Genomic DNA, 17,633 nt, shown 5'->3' on the forward strand with positions numbered 1-17,633 from the left:
TAGTGCGCAGAAAATTCGGGATCTAAGCGACATGTTTGTCTTTGGGATGTGCCACGCCGGCCCGGGCCAGCAGCAGCAAGGCCAGAACGGGCAGCCCGCCTTGCAGGCCGGACAGGATGGCAACGGCGCTCAACCCGGCGCCCAGCGCTGCGCCCACCCACATCCGCGCGCTGACTGCACCCTGAGGGGCCTGCGCGGCCCGGGTCAGTCCCTGGCCCAGCAGCCATCCCAATGGCAGCCCTTGCAGCACAGGCAGCAGCCATTCGAAGTTGCCGGTCCCGGGGCTTGCCGCGCCGGTGACCAGCGGCAGGGTCAGCGCGATCAAGCCGACCAGGGCCGCGGCCTGCAGGTGCCGCGGCGTGCGCCGAGTGGGTGCGTGCGGGCGCGGCCGGCTCCCTTCGCGTCGAGCCCAGACCAGGGCCAGTCCAAGGCCCAGCGCGCATTGCTGCAGCAGGGCCGTGGGCGCGTTCGTGCCGGACAGTGCAAGACCGGGCAGCACGGGACCGGCGACCAGACCCGCGGCAAGGCCCAATACGTTCCAGCGCCACGGGGCTTCGCCAGCGCGCGCCGTGGCCGCCATGCGCATCCGCCAGGGGCTGTGCGCCACATCCCAGCGCGCGGCGAAAAACAGTCCGCAGACCATAGGCAGCAGCAGCGTCGCCACGGCCCAGGCAGAGGGAAGTGCCGCATGGGCGTAATAGCCCAGCGCGGGCGCGAGCCACAGCAGCCCCACCCACCAGGCGAGCAGCGCGGCACCGGGAATGCGGGGCTGGACATGGGTGAAGAAGCGATGCGTGTCGGGGTGGCCCTGGGTACAGGTGCAGGCCGCCATCGCGGCGCCCGCGAAGCCGCCATTCCAGGCAGCAATCCAGCCGGGGTGCAGGGGGCTGTCCAGCAGCAGCGTCAAAGGCGCCGGCAGCAGCGCGGCCAGCCCCAGGATCAGCAGGGCGAGCGTGGTCATGCGCAGCCGCGCGGCCAGCGTCCAGCCCGCGGCCGCAGCGAGCGCCAGCAGGCCCAGGCATGCGGCCGGCAGCGCCTGCTGCCAAGGGGTCGGATTGTCGCTGTTCTGCGCGAGCGCGCGCAACGCGTAGGTCAAGGGCGCGAGCGCGCCAAGACACAGCAGCAGTCCCATCCACATCGACTGGCCCTGGACGGCGACGAGCCGCACAATGGCCAGATCCATGTCGGCAAAACGGTCCTTCCCTTCGACCTGCTGCAGGATCTGATCGAGGTAATCGCGCCGCAGCTGCTGCGGTTCGGTGCGCCGCAGCGAGCCGATCAGCAAGCGCATGCGCGTGACGCGCTCGTGCACGCGGCGCATGCCATGCGCCACTTCCTGCACGCGCAGGTCAAACGGCTTGCGTTGCGGCAGTACCAGCAGCTGGCGGTAGTCGCCACGCGCCACCCAGCGCGCGATCAGGCGCGTGCCGTGGTTGCGCAGCCATGGGCCCTGGGCGCAGGCGAAGAGCGCGCCGAGATAGGCCAGCGCGCTGCACAGCAGCAGTGCGGGAATGAGCAGTGCCAGGCGCTCGGCCACCCCGTGCAGGCTGTCGGCCTGCAGCTGCAGGCTGACGCGCGCCAGCGCAAAGCCTGCGGGCGCGACATCGGCGCTGCCCTCACCGAACTCGGAAGGCGGGGTGCTCTGCGAATGGTTGATCCACAGCATCCGTCCTTCCATGTCGTGCACCGCGATGCGCGTGACTTCGGGATGGCTGCGGCTCCAGCGGTCGAGGAACTCAGGCACCCCCACGAGCTCGTGCAAAGGGATGCCGGCGGCGATGGCATGCGCCAGACGCTGGCCTATGGATTGCGCCATCAATTGCGCGCGCGTCTGCGCTGCCTGGGCGCGCGCCGCCTGCATCTGGCTGTAATGGACATGGGACAGAAAGGCCGCGGCCAAGGCCAGCAGCAGGGCGGCCGCGCAGCCCAGCTTCACAGCGGTCCAATCACGCGCACTGCGCCGGGCGTTTGCGCGGATCATTCGATGCGCTCCACGACATCCAGCCGTTGCGATCCCTCGTCCAGCCGCTGGTCCGTGGTCGCGAGCTGCGCATCGATCTGGGCGATGCGGCCATGCAACTGAGCGTGCCGCAGCCGACGCTGATGGCCCGTGGCCAGCCAGACTGCGAACATGCCGGCCAGGGCCGTGGCGAGCAAGCTGAGCAGCAGCGGCGCAGACACCATCGGGCCAGAAAGCCCGGCGGCCGCATGCGAGGCATAGGTTGCGCTCACATGGCCTGCGGTGTCGCCAAACGGGGTGCGCACATCGAGCCCCATCATCGGCGTCGACTCTATGAAGGCGTTCCATGGCTGGTGGCTTGCCGCTCCCTGCAGAGCCGCTGCCTGGGCCAGCGGCGGCAGGGGTTCGCCCTCGCTGCTGCGGTCCGTGCTGAACAGCGTGCGACCGTTCTTGTCCAGTATGTCCAGACTGTAGAGCTGTGGGTCCTTGCGCAGATAGCGCTCGAGCAGGTCCTGGATGCGCGGGTACTGCTGCAGTTCCTTGCCCAGCGACAGCTCGCCTTCGATTTCATCGTGGATTTCGCGCAGTGTGAGTTCGATATGCACGCGCTCCAGGGTCTGCAGTTCCTGCTGGCGCCAATGATCGAACAGGCCGGCGATCAGCAGCACGCCGCCGAGCACGATCAGCAGCCACAGGCCGCCGACTTCGAGCAGGGGAGCTGCGAAGGCCCGGGACGGAGGATGTGGTGTGGAGGTGCTCATGTCACAATATTCAGACGCCAGCGCAAAGCCCGCTGGCAGGCCCTGCGTACCTCGTATCCAACAGTCCCTGACTCCACGGTCGCTTATGAAGAATCCCGTTTCCTTGAGGTGTGATCTGCATGGCACGGTCCAGGAACTGCCGGCATTTTTCGAACGCCTGGAAGCTTGGGCCGATTCCGCTGATTTGCCCCCGGGGCTGACGGCCAGGTTCGCACTGATGCTCGACGAATTGCTGACGAACGTCGCCATGCATGCCTATGGGGGCCAAGGGGGGCCGGTATCGGTGGCGGTGGAGTTCGTGCCGCCGCATGCGCTGCAGGCCGTGATTCGGGATCGGGGTCCGGCGTTCGATCCCACCGGTCTGCCTGCGCCAGACCTGGATGTTGCGTTGGAAGAACGGGACCTTGGAGGCTTGGGCGTGCATTTTGTGCGCAGACTGGCCGATCGCTTTTCCTATCGGCGCGAGGGCGATTGCAACGAGGTGACGTTGGGCTATTCCCCGGTAGGTAACACCAGGCGCTGAATCGTCTCGCGGGCCGCGCAATTTGCATGGGAAGGCCCCGGCCTGTCCCTTGGCCGGGCCGCGTGCTCAGGCGATTTCTGGCCCGGGCACCTGGTCGTTGACGACAAAGCGCGCGAGCGTGGCGACGGCGCTGTCGGCCTGTGCCACGTCATCGAGCACACGCAAGCTCGTGGTCCAGCGCTCGGGCGTGACTTCGGCCACTGCATAGCCACGCTTGTCGGGGCGCGCGAGCAGGATGTGCGGGTTGTTGTCGGCGATTTCCTGGGCGCGTGCGCGCGGTGTCTTGCTGTGCGACGTCAAAGACGTGCCGCAGAATTCGCTGCCGATCACCTTCGATTCCGGGTCGGAGAAATCGCTGAGCACGCGGCTCACGTAGTTCTGGTGGATGTCGCCGCCGATGACCACGGCGTTGCGCACCGCGCTCGTGCGTATTGCATCGCACACGCGCTGGCGGCTTGCGGGGTAGGCGTCCCAGGTGCTGCCGTTGAAGCTTTGCGCGGGCGCCTGCTTGTAGTTGCGCCGCGAGAACATGGTCTGCTGCGCGAGCACGCTCCAGCGGGTCTGCGCGCTCGCATCCTGGCGCAGTCCCTCGGTCAACCAGCGCTCCTGGGCCAGTCCCAGCATCGAGCGCTCGGGGTCCAGCATCTCGGCGCAGTGTTCGGGCGAGACCGAATCGGGCGGATTGCGGCCAGGCGGCCGGCAGGGCTGGGCGCTGCTGTACTGGCGCGTGTCGAGCAGGTGAAAGCGCAGCAGCCTGCCCCAGGCGTGGCGGTCGTGGACCTTCACACCGTCGGCCGTGCCAAGCCCTTCGATGCCGCGGCTGAGGCTGCAAGCGCGCAGCGGCATGTTTTCGTAGAACGCCTGATAGCCCTGGCCGCGCATGGCGAGAAACGCGTCCTGCGCGCCCAGACCTTCGAGGCCGGCGTAGTCGTTCTGCACTTCATGGTCGTCCCAGGTCACGATCCACGGACAGGCGCGGTGCGCGGCCTGCAGTTGCGCGTCGGTGCGGTACAGCGCGTAACGGTCGCGGTAGTCCTGCAGCGTTCTGGCGACCGCCAGCGTGTGCGTGCGCACCAGCGCCGGGTGGGGCGGCTTCTTCGGCATCGCGTATTCGTAGATGTAGTCGCCGAGAAACAGCACGGCGTCCAGATCCTCGTCGAGCATGTGCTGGTAGCCCGCGTAGCGGCCCTGCTCCCAGCGCTGGCAGGACACGAACGCAAAGCGCATCCTGTCCGGCATGGCGTGGATGTGGGGCGCGGTGCGCGTGCGCGCGGTCTGCGTCACGGCGTCGCCGTGCATGAAGCGGTACCAGTACCAGCGATCGGGCCGCAGCCCCGTGACTTCCACATGCACGCTATGGCCCAGCGCCTCGAGGGCCTGGGCCGTTCCGCGGCGCACGATATTCTTGAAGGCATCGTCCTCGGCGATTTCCCAGTGCACGGTCAGCGCGGGTGGCAGCGGTGTGCGCGGCGTGTCGGCGGCAACCGTGCCCGGCACCGGGCCGTCGAGCAGGCGCGTCCAGAGCACGAAGCCGTCGGCGGTGGGCGAGCCGCTCGCGACGCCCAGCGGAAACAGATCGCGTTGGCGCAGCGTTGTCGACCAGCTCCAGCGGGGCAGCGAAGTGGCGACGGCGGCGCTGGACGCCAGAAGAAAAAAATCACGGCGAAGCATGCAAGAAACTCCTGATCGGGCGCGGGCAAGGGCCGCGCCCGCAGCGATGCTACTCGCTCTGCGTGCACGCCCCGGCTCAGGCCACGGCGCGGTCCGCGTGCTGTGCCTGCCAGTGGCCGCTGACCAGCCCTTCGGGCTTGCGCGCGGCGCGCACGGTCGCGCAGTCTTCCCAGGCGTCCATCTGCACGCTCAGTCCCGCATACACGCCATAGCCCGGTCCGGCGCAGATATCGCTTTCGGCCTGCAGTGTCTCGCCGGCCTTGATCGCGCCCGCAGCGGTGATCGCACCGCGCGCGCGAATGCCCCAGTCGGCCTGCAGGTGCTTGCCGCAGTGCACGTCGCCGCCGGCATCGATGCCGTGGCTGGCGTGGATATTGCCCTGCGCGCTCAGCGCGCCGCCGCTGCGCAGGCTCTTGGCGCAGCGGATATCGCCTGCCACCTGCAGCTCCTGGCCGATCTGGCCTTCGCCGCTCAGTGTCAGATTGCCCTGGCAGTCGAGGCCCCAGCCGGTGCGCAGCTTTTCGCAGGCCAGGTCGCCCTGGGTTTCCACGCTCCACGCGGCCTTGACGGTGCCGCCGGCCTGCAGCGCACCGCCGCAGAAGATCGCGCCGCCGCTCTGGATGTCCTCACCCGCTTCCAGGCGCGCGGCGCGTATGCCTGCGCCCGCCTGCAGGCTGCGGCCCACGCGCAGCACGCCGGCGACGCGCACGTCGCCGTGGACGATCACGCTGCCCGCGAACACCAGGGCCTCGGCTTCAAGGTGGTCGAGGTGCAGTTCGGCGTCGGTGGGGCCGAACTGCGACAGCAGCCAGCATGCGTCCTCGATGCGCCCGTCGCGCACCAGGTTGTCGAGCAGCAACTGGTAGTCGCGGCCTTCGTGCTGGTGGCGAATGAACCAGCGAAACCCTGCGGCGCAGGGGCTCTTGGCTTTGAGAAAATCTTTGGAGAATTCCATGACGGTCCGCAATCAGTGGCGCGCAGTGCATGCAGCGCTGCGCCAACGTGCAGCCAGGAAAGAACCCGGGTGGTTTTGAAAATCCTGGCGTGCTCCATGCAAAGGAGCTTGCGGCGCAAGCCCCTGTGGGGCCGTGCGGGAAGTCAGTCGGCCTGTGCCGTGGTCTGAGCTTTCCGCACGGCGGCGGAAAGCAGGGCCGTAAAGCCGCAAAGGCTGATGAAGGCCGTCGGAACGCCGGTATGCCCATGCGCCAGCGCGCAGCGCTGCAGGGCAGGGCTGTGTTCGGCAGGAGAAGGGCAGGCGGTGGGCATGGCAAAGATGGTGATCAGGTGGCGCAATTATCGCATCGCATCCATTTCCCCGTGGGTCCTGGGCCCGGCGCGCATCCGTGTAAAAACCTATATACCGCTGCGCCACGTGGCGCCTCGACCCATGCCCTGCGCCCGGATTCGTTAACATGACCCTCCCTTTTCACGCCGCGGCCCCCGGGCCCCGAGCTCCTGCGGTCAGGTGCTGTGCTGAGCGGGCCCGTTGTCGGCCCGTGCGCGCGCCGACCGCGTTGATGATGGCAGAGACCCGAACATGAACTCCACTCCTCCCTCCTTCCTGTCGCGCGTTGCGCTTGCCATGAGCAGCTTCTTCGCCATCCTGGGCGATGCGCGCTTCGCCGCCAACGTCGCGCGCCTGCGTGCGGGCGAAGCCTTCGCCGCCGATATGCCCGCACCCGCCCCGGTGGCCGCCGCGCCTGCGCCGGTCGTTGCCGCCCCCGCGCCCGTTGCTGCACCCGTTGCCGCGCCCGTCGCGCCGGTGCTTGCCGCCGATACCAGCGCGCTGCAGCTGCTGGGCCTGCTGCAGCGCGAAGCGCGCTTTGTCGACTTCGTGCAGGAAGACACCACGGGCTACAGCGACGCCGACATCGGCGCCGCGACACGCGTGGTGCACGCCGGCTGCCGCAAGGTGCTGGCCGAGCATTTCACGCTGGAGCCGGTGCGCAGCGAAGCCGAAGGCAGCCGCGTGACGCTGGCCGAAGGCTTTGACGCCGCGGCCGTGCGCCTCACGGGCAACGTTGTGGGCCAGGCGCCGTTCACCGGCACGCTGGGTCACCGCGGCTGGCGCGTGAGCGCCACGCGCCTGCCCCAGCTGACCGACGCCAAGGCGGCGAGCGTGATCGCCCAGGCCGAGGTGGAACTGTGAGCGGCGCGCGCTACAGCATAGGCATAGACCTGGGCACCACGCATTGCGCGCTGTCGTGGGTCGATCAGCAGGCCAGCGACGGCGACCAGGTGGTGCATGGCGTGCTCGACATTCCGCAGCTCACGGGCCCGGCCGCGGTCGAAGCCAAGCCGCTGCTGCCTTCGTTTCTCTATCTGCCGCATGAAAGCGAACTCGCTCCCGGCGATCTTGCCTTGCCCTGGGGGGCGCAACAGGACTTCGCCGTAGGCGAACTCGCGCGTGCGCGCGGCGCAGCCACGCCGATCCGGCTGGTGAGCAGCGCCAAGAGCTGGCTGTGCCATCCCGGCGTGGACCGGCGCGCGCCGCTGCTGCCGGCCGACGCGCCCGCCGAAGTGCACCGCATCTCGCCGCTCACGGCCTCGATACGCTATCTGTCGCACCTGCGCTGGGCCTGGGAGCAGGCGCATCCGGAAGCGCCGTTCGACGCCCAGGACATCACGGTGACGATTCCCGCGTCGTTCGACCCGGCAGCGCGCGAGCTCACGGCCGAAGCCGCGCGCGCCGCGGGCTTCCAGCAGCTGACGCTGCTGGAAGAACCCCAGGCCGCGCTCTACAGCTGGATCGAAGGCAGCGCGGGCGACTGGCGCAAGCAGGTCAGCCCCGGCGATGTGATCCTGGTGGTCGACGTCGGCGGCGGCACCACCGATCTGTCGCTGATGGCGGTGCTGGAGAATGCCGGCGAACTGAGCCTGCAGCGCGTGGCCGTGGGCGAGCACATCCTGCTTGGCGGCGACAACATGGATCTGGCGCTGGCCTATGGCGTGGCGCGCAAGCTGGCTGCCGAAGGCCGCCAGCTCGATGCCTGGCAGACGCGCGCCCTGGCCCATGCCTGCCGCGCGGCCAAGGAAGCGCTGCTCAGCGACGCCGCGCTCGACAGCGTTCCCGTGGTCGTTCCCAGCCGCGGCTCCAAGCTGATCGGCGGCTCGGTGCGCACCGAAGTCACGCGCGCCGAACTCACGCAGATCCTGGTCGACGGCTTCTTCCCGCAGGTCGCCGTGAGCGACAAGCCGCTGACGCGCGCGCGCGCCGCGCTGACCCAGCTGGGCCTGCCCTATGCGCAGGACGCGGCCGTCACGCGCCACCTCGCGGCCTTCCTGTCGCGCCAGGCCGGCGCCACCGAAGCCATCGAAGGCCTGCAGGGCACGCAGCCCCAAGGCGCGAGCTTCCTGCATCCTTCGGCCGTGCTGTTCAACGGCGGCGTGCTCAAGTCGGGCCTGATTGCCGAACGCCTGCTGTCGGTGCTCAACGGCTGGCTGGCATCGGAAGGCGCGGCGCCCGCGCGGCTGCTCGGCGGTGCCGATCTCGATCTGGCGGTGGCGCGCGGCGCGGCCTATTTCGGCTATGTACGCCAGGGCCGCGGCGTGCGCATCCGCGGCGGCGCGGCGCAGTCGTACTACGTGGGTGTCGAGTCCAACATGCCCGCCATTCCCGGCATGGAGCCGCCGCTGTCGGCGCTGTGCCTGGCGCCCTTCGGCATGGAGGAGGGCACGGAAGTCGCGCTCGACGCGCAGGAGTTCGGCCTGGTCGTGGGCGAGCCCGTGCGGCTGCGCTTCTTCGGCTCGTCGACCCGCCGCAACGACCAGGTCGGCAGCCTGCTCGAGTTCTGGGGCCCCGAGGAACTGGTCGAGCTGCAGGAAATCGAGATCCTGCTGCCCGCCCAGGGCCGCGCGCCCGGCGAAGTCGTCGCCGTGCGACTGCATGCCAGCGTGACCGATATCGGCACGCTCGAGTTGCATGCCGTTCCGCTGGGCAGCGAGGAACGCTGGAAGGTGGAGTTCGATGTGCGCGCTGACAGCGCCGCCGTCTAAAAGGAGGGCGCATTGACCCAGTCCGCAGCCGCCTATATCGTCGGCATAGACCTGGGCACCAGCCATACGCTGCTGGCCTATGCGCCGGCCGACGGCAGCGCGCCGGTCACGCTGCTGCCGATCGCGCAGCGCATCTCGGGCGCGGAAATCGCCTCCGGCCCGCTGCTGCCTTCGCTGCGCTACCAGGCGGGTGCGGGCGAACTCGCGCCAGAAACCTGGAATCAGCCCTGGCCTGCTTTGTTTGCCAGCGATGCCGCGCCCGCGCTGCTGGGCCGCTATGCCCAGGATCTGGGCGCCCAGGTGCCGGGCCGGCTGGTGAGCAGCGCCAAGAGCTGGCTGTCGCATGCGGGCGTCGATCGCTCGGCACCTATATTGCCCTGGGGCGCGCCCGAAGGCGTGGCCAAGATTTCGCCGCTGCAGGCGAGCGCGAGCTATCTCGCGCATCTGCGCGCGGCCTGGGATGACGCCTTTCCCGAAGCACCGCTGGCGCAGCAGGAACTGGTGCTCACCGTGCCGGCGTCGTTTGACGAAGGCGCACGCGCGCTGACGCTAGAAGCCGCGCAACTCGCCGGCCTGCCGCCGCTGCGCCTGCTGGAGGAGCCGCAGGCCGCGCTGCACGACTGGCTGCTGATGCAGTCGGCCCAGGTGGGCGAGGCGCTGCAGGGCACCGAATGGCTGCTGGTCGTCGATATCGGCGGCGGCACCACCGATCTGAGCCTGGTGCAGGTGCAGGCCAGCGACGGCCTGCCCGAACTCGCGCGCCGCGGCGTGGGCGCGCACCTGATGCTGGGCGGCGACAACATGGATCTGGCGCTGGCCCATGGCCTTGAGGCCGAAATGGCCGCGCCCCAGCCGCGGCTGTCGGCCGCGCGCTTTGCGCAGCTGGTGCAGCGCTGCCGCGTCGCCAAGGAGCAGTTGCTGGCGGCCGATGCGCCCGAAGCCGTCACGGTCACGCTGCTGGGCAGCGGCGCGCAGCTGATGGGCGGCGCGCGCTCGGCGCAGCTGCGCCGCGAGCGAGTGCAGCAGATGCTGCTCGAAGGTTTTTTCCCGCTGCAGCCCGCCGACGCGCGGCCGCAGCAGCGCCAGGCCGGCCTGCTGGCCTGGGGGCTGCCTTATCCTGCCGATGCGGCTATCACGCGCCATCTCGCGGCTTTTCTGCATGCCCATGCGCCGCTGCTGGGACCGCAGGGCGTGCCCGACAGCGTGCTGTTCAACGGCGGGGTGTTCCACAGCCCGGCGATTGCCCAGCGCGTGTTCGAACAGCTCACGCAATGGCGCGGCGCGCCGCCGCGCGTGCTGATCAATGAACACCCCGACTGGGCAGTGGCGCGCGGCGCGGTCGCCTATGGCCTGGAGCGCGCGCAGCGCGGCCGGCCCGCCGCCGCAGCGGCCGCGCCGCGCGGCCTGCGCATTGGCGGCGGCTCGGCGCGCAGCTATTTCCTGCGGCTGGACAGCGACGACAGCCGGCTGCGCGCGATCTGCATACTGCCCCAGGGCAGCGAAGAGGGCGTGGCGGTGCGCCTGGTCGACCAGCGGTTTGCGCTGCGCCTGGGCCAGGCCGTGCGCTTTCATCTGCTGGCATCGACCGCGGCGGTCCCGGTGGCGGCCGGCGAGGTGCGCGATCTCGCGGGCCAGGAATTGGTGCATCTGCCGCCGCTCAGCGCCGTGCTGCCCGCGCCGCCGGGTCGCGAATGCGCCCAGGTCGAAGTGCTGCTGCAGGCAACGATGACCGAAGTCGGCACGCTCGAAGTGCAGTGCGTTGCCGTGCAGGACCCGGCGCAGACCTGGCCGCTGGTCTTTGCAGTGCGTGGCGAGGCCGGTGCTGCGGCAGCTGATACCGCGGCAGCCGATGCGGAGGCCGACGCCGCGCTGGCGCGCGCCATCGCGCAGATCGAGCGCGTGTTCGGCAGCCAGGACCAGAGCGTGGCCGCCAAGGAAGTCAAACAGCTGCGCGCAGCGCTGGAAAAAATATTGGGCGCGCGCGAAAGCTGGGATCTCGCGCTGCTGCGCACTTTGTTCGACGCGCTGCTGGCGCGCGCGCGCCGGCGCCGGCGCACGCCCGAGCACGAGCGCAGCTGGCTCAATCTCGCGGGCTACTGCCTGCGCCCCGGCGTGGGGGCGGAGCTCGACGAGTGGCGCATGGCCCAGGTCTGGGCGCTGCATGATCAGGGCCTGGCCCATGCGCAGGACAGCGGCAACTGGGCCGAATGGTGGATCTTCTGGCGGCGCGCGGCCGCCGGCCTTGCCGAAGCCCAGCAGATGCAATTGCTCGAAGATGTCGCCGGCCACATGCAGCAGGCCGGCCAGCGCGCCCAGGGAAAATCATCGGCGCTGGGCAGCTACGACGACATGGTGCGGCTGTTTGCGGTGCTGGAAAACGTGCCCTGGGCCTACCGGCTTGAAATGGCGCAGTGGATGCTCGAGCGCCTGGCCAAGCCCGGCGAATCGCTGCAGACCTGGTGGGCGCTGGGGCGCATCTGCAGCCGCGTGCCGCTGGGCCCCGCGGGCGCGCACCAGATCATTCCGCCCGAGCAGCTCGACCCGTTCCTTGACGCGGTGCTGGCCCAGGACTGGCGCCACAACGACAGCGCCATGTTTGCCGCGGTGCAGATTGCGCGCATGACCGGCGACAGAGCGCGCGATCTGAGCGATGCCCAGCGCGCGCCGGTGATCGCGCGGCTGGCGCAGCAGCGCGCGCCCGAAAACTGGCAGGCCATGGTGGCCGGCGTCGTGGAACTCGATGCCGCCGAGCAGCGCCGCAGCTTCGGCGAGAGCCTGCCGCCGGGTCTGGTGCTGATCGCGGGCTAGCGCGGCCTGGCCCCGCTCAGGCCGCCCTGGGGTTGTTCTTGGGATCGAGCCGGCGCGCCTCGGTATTGCGCGCGTCGGTGTCCTGCTGGCCGCTGGCGACATCGGCATGGGCCTGGCGCATTTTTTCGCTGGGCTCGCCATGGGTCATGTCGACCGACTCGTCGCGCTCGTGCGGCAGCTTGGGCGATTCGGTGGCGTCGCCGTCCTCGCGCTCGGTGGTGTCCACGCTGCGCGGCGCGTCAATGGTGTCGGTGGGCGTGGCAGTCTTCTCGGGAGTCTGTGGCTTGCTGGTCATGGTTTCTTCCTTTGCAGAGCTCCCATGCTAGGCCGGCTGCCCAGGCAGGCCTGTAGGCCGGAGTCGTCCGTAGGCGGCCTATTTCTTCACCGGAATCGGCGTGCTGCGTGGCACCGGTACGGCTGTCACGCTGTTCTGTGGCGAGCCTTCGATCACGCGGTCCGAATAGGTCATGTAGACCAGGGTGTTGCGCGGCACGTCCAGCATGCGCACCACGCGCAGCCGCTTGAACAGCAGCGAGGCGCGTTCGCTGTAGACCTCCTCCTGCTGCGGCAGCGGGGCGCTGATGGTGATGGCACCGGTCTGGTGGCAGCTGATCGAGGCTTCGGCGCGGTCCTCGGCCAGGCCCAGGCCGCCCTTGATGCCGCCGGTTTTGGCGCGCGACACATAGCAGGTCACGCCCGCCACCTTGGGGTCGTCATAGGCATCGACGACGATCTTGTGGTCCGGGCCCAGAAATTTGAAGACGGTGTCCACCGAGCCTATGGTCTCGGTCTGGGCGGCGGCGCCGCAGCCGGCCAGGGCAAGAATCAGCAGGGCTTTGAGCGTTTTGTGGGGCATGGCGGGCAGAAATGAAAAAAGGGGGCAGTGCCCCCTTTGTACCATTCGCGCCGGCGTTCAGGGCGCGGCGCTGCCCGCGGCCTCGTCCACATGCTTTTGCAAATGGGCCAGCGCCAGTTCCACCTGGTCGATCAGCACCAGGCACAGGTCGCCGGGCTGCAGGCGCGCGAGCGCGTGGTCGATGGCGACGAACTCGCCCTGGATCTCGGTGACGTAGCTGGTGCGGCTGGCGCCGGCCAGGCCCTGCTGCAGCAGGCGCAACACTTCGCCGTCTTCGCGGCCGCGCTGGCAGGCGTCCTGGTAGAGGATCACGTCGTCAAAGGCATGGCCCAGGATCTTGGTCTGTTCGCTGATGTCCTGGTCGCGGCGGTCGCCCGCGCCGCTGATCACCACGCTGCGCTTCTTGGCCGGCATGGCTTCCACGGCCTGGACCAGCGCGCGCATCGCGTCGGGGTTGTGGCCGTAGTCGGCGATGATCGTCGCGCCGCGGTAGTCCATCACGTTGAAGCGTCCGGGAGCGTTGTCGCTGTCGTTGACGAAGCCCGACAGGCCGCGGCGAATGGTTTCCCAGGGCAGGTTGGCGCCCCAGGCCGCAGCGGTTGCGGCCATCACGTTCTCGACCTGGAAGCCTATGGTGCCGGCACGCGTGATCGGCACGTCGCGCAGCGAAATGGTCTCGCGCCACGAGCCTTCGGCGGCAACGATGGAGTCGCCGTCGACATAGACCACGCGGTTGCCCTGGGCGCGGTGCGTGGCCATGACGGGGTGGTGGCGGTCGGCCGCGAAGTAGATGATCTTGCCGGGGCAGACGCTGGCCATGGCCGCGACATGCGGGTCGATGGCGTTGAGCACGCCGTAGCCCGTGGGCGCGACGTTCTGCACGATCACGCGCTTGAGCACGGCCAGGTCCTCGACGGTGGTGATGAAATTCAGGCCCAGGTGGTCGCCTTCGCCCACATTGGTCACGACGGCCACCTGGCAGCGGTCAAAGCCCAGGCCTTCGCGCAGAATGCCGCCGCGCGCGCATTCCAGCACGGCAGCGTCGACTTCGGGGTGGGCCAGCACGTTGCGTGCGCTGCGCGGGCCCGAGCAGTCGCCGCTGTCGATCTGGCGGCCGTTGACGTAGACGCCGTCGGTGTTGGTCATGCCCACGCGCAGGCCATGGGCCGCGAACAGGTGGCCGATGATGCGCGCCGTGGTCGTCTTGCCGTTGGTGCCGGTCACGGCGATCACGGGAATGCGGCCGTCCTGGCCATGGGCGAACAGCTGGTCGACCATGGGCACGCCCACATGGCGCGGCTTGCCGAACGAGGGCGCGAGGTGCATGCGCAGGCCGGGCGCGGCGTTGACTTCGACCACGCCGCCGTTTTGCTCTTCCAGCGGGCGCAGCATGGTTTCGCAGACCACATCGACGCCGCAGATGTGCAGGCCAATGGTCTGCGCGGCCTCGATGGCGCGCGCCGCGATCTCGGGGTGCACGTCATCGGTCACATCGGTGGCGCTGCCGCCGGTCGACAGGTTGGCGTTGTTGCGCAGTACCACGCGCTGGCCCTGGGCGGGCACGGAGTCCGGCGTCAGGCCTTCGGCCGCGATATGCGCGACCGCGATGTCGTCGAGGCGGATCTTGGTCAGCGCCGTGCCATGGCCCGAGCCGCGGCGCGGGTCGAGGTTCACGGCATCGACCAGTTCGCGCACCGTGTGCTGGCCGTCGCCCAGCACCTGGGGCGGTTCGCGGCGCGCTGCGGCGACCAGCTGGTCGCCGACGACCAGCAGGCGGAAGTCATGGCCGGGCAGGAAGCGCTCGACCATCACCGTGCCGTATTTTTCGGCCGAAGCGTAGGCCGCGGCGAGCTGGCTGCGTTCGGTCAGGTTGACCGTGACGCCCTTGCCCTGGTTGCCGTCCTGGGGCTTGACCACGACCGGCAGGCCGACTTCAAGCGCGACTTCCCAGGCTTCATCGATCGATTCGACCGGGCGGCCCAGCGGCACGGGAACGCCGGCCGAGTGCAGCAGGCGCTTGGTCAGGTCCTTGTCCTGGGCAATGGATTCGGCCACGGCGCTGGTGTTGTCGAGTTCGGCGGCCTGGATGCGGCGCGCCTTCGCGCCCCAGCCCAGCTGCACCAGCGAGCCCGAGGTCAGGCGGCGAAACGGAATGCCGCGCGCCACGGCGGCGTCGACAATGGCGCCAGTGGAGGGGCCGATGCGCTCGTCTTCATCGAGTTCGCGCAGCGCGGTGATCGCGGCTTCGGCGTCGAAGGCGGTATCGGCCAGCGCGGCCTGCACCAGCTCCAGCGCCTTTTCCACGGCCAGCTTGCCCACGGCTTCCTCGGTGTACTCGACGACCACCTGGAAGGTGCCGTTTTCCAGCGTCTCATGCGTGCGGCTGAACGTGACCGGGCAGCCGGCCTGGGCCTGCAGCGACAGCGCCGCGACTTCGAGCACATGGGCCAGGGACAGGCGCTGGTCGGCGCCATGCGGCTGCAGCGGCGCGATGGTCGGGAAGCGCGCGCGCAGCTTCTCTTCGAAGCCGGCAATCGAGGTGTAGCACTGCTCGTTGTCTTCGCACTGCACGATGGCTTCGATGGCGGTGCTGCGGGTCCAGAGATTCGGGCCACGCAAGGCGCGGATGCGGGTGATCTGCATAGTCGGTTCTTTCAGATGGCGGGCTGGCGTGGGGCCAGCCGGGCATGCATGTCGTCGTGGTTTGCGTGAAATCAGTTGCTGTATTCGAAGGTCTTGATACCGGCGCCGATCAGATCGGGCGAGATATCAAGCGCCCAGGCCGTGGCGATCGCGGCCAGCAGCGCCGGCGTGTCGGGGCGCTTGCCGCCGGGCAGCGCGAGCGCGTCCAGCGTGCCCAGCACGCGCTCCTGCGCGCCCGTGGCCAGCACCACATTGTTGCCCTTGACCAGCACGGCGCGGCCGCCTTCGTTGTCCTGGCGGTGGGCCGCGACCACGGGGTTGGCGGCGTCCAGCGAATACAGGATCACTTCGCCGTCGCTGAGCTCGGCCAGGTCGGCGACTTCGGCCAGGTCGGCATTGAGCACGCCCGCGCCGTGGCTCAGCACCACGTCGATCTGCGTGCGGATCACGCGGCGCATCTGGCCGGCTTCGAGCACGTCGTGGTCGGCCAGCGTCTCGTAGCCGTCCATGTCGGTGACCACGCCGATCAGGCAGCGGTCATAGGCCAGGCCTTCTTCCAGGATGGAGCGCGGCGTGGTCTGGATCACCGCGGCCTCGGCCAGACGGTTGGTCAGCAGGCGGTGGGCGCCGGCCCAGTTGGCGGTATCGGTCTTCTGCGTCTGGCGGTTGGCCAGGAACATGCCTTCGCTGCTGGCCACGCCGGTGCGCTTGCCCGACAGCTGCAGCAGCCAGCCGACGAGGCGGGCGATGAACGCGTTTTCACGCGTGCCGACGATGCCCACGACGGGAATCCGGCCCGCATCGCGGTCTTCCTCGCTGCGCGGGAACAGGTGGTCGGCAATCGCCATGCCCACGGGGCGCGGCGCGCCGTTGGTCGGCTTCAGATGCATCAGCAGGCCGGGGCCGGCGTTGACTTCGAGGATGGCGCCCTGGCCCTGCATGGGCTGGGACACGTCCTTGAGGATCATGTCCATGCCCGCGATGTCCAGGCCCACGATCTTCGCCGCCAGGATCGCGTAGTACGCGACATCGGGGTGCACTTCGTCGGTGCAGTCGATCGCCATGTTGCCGTTGCGCTGCAGCAGCACCGCCTGGCCCTTGGGAATCACGGAATCGGGCGCGACATGCTGGCGGTTGAGTTCCAGCTTCACGGCGCCGGCCTGCAGGTTGATCCAGTCGAGCGGGAATTCCTGTTCGGGGCCGCGGCGCGGATCCTGGTTGAGCACTTCGACCAGCTGGCTCAGCGTTGCCGTGCCATTGCCGTAGACGCTCACGGTCTCGCCCTTGGTCGCGGCAACGACCTTGCCGCCGACCACCAGGATGCGGTGCTCGACGCCGTCGATGAACTTCTCGACGATCACGTCCGAGCCTTCGGGCTGGGCCAGCGCGAAAGCGGTCTTGACGTCGGCTTCCTCGTACAGTTCCAGCGTCACGCCGCGTGCGTGGTTGCCGTCGGACGGCTTGACGGTCACGGGCGTGCCGATTTCCTGCGCGACTTCCCAGGCTTCCTCGGGGCTGTTGACCACCTGGCCTTCGGGCACGGGCACGCCGCAGGCCGCGAGCAGGCGCTTGGTGAAGTCCTTGTCCTGGGCAATGCCTTCGGCGATGGCACTGGTCTGGTCCGACTCCGCGGTCCAGATGCGGCGCTGGGCCGCGCCGTAGCCCAGCTGCACCAGGTTGCCGTCATTGAGGCGGATATGCGGAATGCGGCGCTCGCTGGCGGCATCGACGATGCAGCCGGTCGAGGGGCCCAGGTAGCGGTCGTTGATCGCGGTCTTGATCGCGTGGATCGCGGGCTTGAGGTCGAACGGCTGGTCGTTGATCGCCGCCATCAGCAGCTGGTGGCCCATTTCGAGCGCCACGCGCGCCACGGCTTCTTCGGGGCAGCGGAACACCATGCGGTAGACGCCGGGCTTGGAAATCTCGCGTGTCTGACCGAATTCGGCGGGCAGGCCGGCGAGGTTCAGCAACTCGATCACCACATGCTCGAGCACATGGCCCATCCAGGTGCCGCCTTCGAGACGCTGAATGAAGCCGCCGCGCTCGCCGACGCCGCAGGTGTGCTCGATCAGGTCGGGCAGCCAGGCGGTCAGGCGCTCGTTGAGGCCGGGAATCTTGTTGGACGGATATTCTTCGAGCTCACCCAGATCCAGCCACACCTCGAGCACGGGCCTATAGGTCCAGACACTGGGGCCACGCAGGAAGGTTGTACGCAAGAGTTGGATGTCGTTGAGTTTCGCCATGTCATTCAGCGGTAAGAAGGTGGGGAGAACAGGAATTGCACATTCCTGCCCAAGAATGAAAGGCATTGTGCCGCTTGTCAGCCTAATCGAAGGCTCGCGCGTTGAGCAATGAGTAACGAGCGTCCGGCGCTGCCACGTTTACCATGCCGATGCGGTAGTCGGTAAGACTCTT

Annotated in this window: 13 protein-coding genes; 4 read left to right on the top strand and 9 right to left on the bottom strand. The window is 69.0% G+C overall.

What is annotated here, in order from left to right; translation table 11 throughout:
* Positions 1–22: 22 nt before the first annotated feature.
* Positions 23–1,981, bottom strand: coding sequence for a hypothetical protein (locus ACSVDO_RS02940; RefSeq protein ID WP_489594841.1), 1,959 nt, complete (start codon positions 1,979–1,981; stop codon positions 23–25).
* The gene (locus ACSVDO_RS02945) at positions 1,978–2,721 is read right to left on the bottom strand and encodes a PDC sensor domain-containing protein (protein WP_489594842.1); all 744 of its coding nucleotides are present in this window, start codon (positions 2,719–2,721) and stop codon (positions 1,978–1,980) included. The genes ACSVDO_RS02940 and ACSVDO_RS02945 overlap by 4 nt, the downstream gene beginning before the upstream one ends.
* An 85-nt stretch (positions 2,722–2,806) precedes the next feature.
* Between ACSVDO_RS02945 and ACSVDO_RS02950 the strand changes: the two genes are divergently transcribed.
* A complete protein-coding gene (locus ACSVDO_RS02950; protein WP_332533930.1) occupies positions 2,807–3,244 on the top strand; it encodes an ATP-binding protein in 438 nt (145 codons plus the stop codon).
* Positions 3,245–3,310: 66 nt separating this feature from the next.
* Here the strand turns inward: ACSVDO_RS02950 and ACSVDO_RS02955 are convergent, their stop codons facing one another.
* The 3 genes from ACSVDO_RS02955 to ACSVDO_RS02965 all read right to left on the bottom strand — a co-directional run bounded on the left by ACSVDO_RS02955 (position 3,311) and on the right by ACSVDO_RS02965 (position 6,208).
* Positions 3,311–4,915, bottom strand: a complete 1,605-nt coding sequence (locus ACSVDO_RS02955; protein ID WP_489594843.1) for an alkaline phosphatase D family protein — start codon at positions 4,913–4,915, stop codon at positions 3,311–3,313.
* A 76-nt stretch (positions 4,916–4,991) separates the two neighbouring features.
* Positions 4,992–5,870: a hypothetical protein gene (locus ACSVDO_RS02960; protein ID WP_489594844.1), complete on the bottom strand. Its 879-nt coding sequence runs from the start codon at positions 5,868–5,870 to the stop codon at positions 4,992–4,994.
* A 143-nt stretch (positions 5,871–6,013) separates the two neighbouring features.
* Positions 6,014–6,208: a hypothetical protein gene (locus ACSVDO_RS02965; protein ID WP_489594845.1), complete on the bottom strand. Its 195-nt coding sequence runs from the start codon at positions 6,206–6,208 to the stop codon at positions 6,014–6,016.
* A gap of 244 nt (positions 6,209–6,452) precedes the next feature.
* Between ACSVDO_RS02965 and ACSVDO_RS02970 the strand changes: the two genes are divergently transcribed.
* From ACSVDO_RS02970 to ACSVDO_RS02980, 3 genes are read left to right on the top strand one after another with little or no spacing between them, the layout of a single operon-like run.
* Entirely contained in the window at positions 6,453–7,064 is a 612-nt protein-coding gene (locus ACSVDO_RS02970) for a DUF2760 domain-containing protein (RefSeq protein ID WP_489594846.1), read from the top strand.
* Complete coding sequence (locus tag ACSVDO_RS02975) at positions 7,061–8,911, top strand: Hsp70 family protein (protein WP_489594847.1); 1,851 nt, start codon at positions 7,061–7,063, stop codon at positions 8,909–8,911. Before ACSVDO_RS02970 ends, ACSVDO_RS02975 begins: the two co-directional genes overlap by 4 nt.
* Positions 8,912–8,923: 12 nt before the next feature.
* Positions 8,924–11,719 carry an Hsp70 family protein gene (locus ACSVDO_RS02980; RefSeq protein WP_489594848.1) on the top strand — a complete coding sequence of 932 codons (2,796 nt, stop codon included), beginning with the start codon at positions 8,924–8,926 and terminating at the stop codon, positions 11,717–11,719.
* A gap of 16 nt (positions 11,720–11,735) precedes the next feature.
* Here the strand turns inward: ACSVDO_RS02980 and ACSVDO_RS02985 are convergent, their stop codons facing one another.
* The 4 genes from ACSVDO_RS02985 to ACSVDO_RS03000 form a co-directional block, all read right to left on the bottom strand.
* On the bottom strand, positions 11,736–12,014 hold the full coding sequence (locus ACSVDO_RS02985) for a hypothetical protein (protein WP_332533937.1): 279 nt from the start codon (positions 12,012–12,014) through the stop codon (positions 11,736–11,738).
* 78 nt (positions 12,015–12,092) lie between these two features.
* Positions 12,093–12,575, bottom strand: coding sequence for a CreA family protein (locus tag ACSVDO_RS02990; RefSeq protein ID WP_332533938.1), 483 nt, complete (start codon positions 12,573–12,575; stop codon positions 12,093–12,095).
* A 57-nt stretch (positions 12,576–12,632) separates the two neighbouring features.
* Positions 12,633–15,218, bottom strand: coding sequence for a cyanophycin synthetase (gene cphA / locus ACSVDO_RS02995; RefSeq protein WP_332533939.1), 2,586 nt, complete (start codon positions 15,216–15,218; stop codon positions 12,633–12,635).
* 71 nt (positions 15,219–15,289) lie between these two features.
* Positions 15,290–17,461, bottom strand: coding sequence for a cyanophycin synthetase (locus ACSVDO_RS03000; RefSeq protein ID WP_489594849.1), 2,172 nt, complete (start codon positions 17,459–17,461; stop codon positions 15,290–15,292).
* Positions 17,462–17,633: the final 172 nt, after the last annotated feature.

The sequence above is a fragment of the Comamonas sp. DB36 genome (assembly GCF_057914905.1).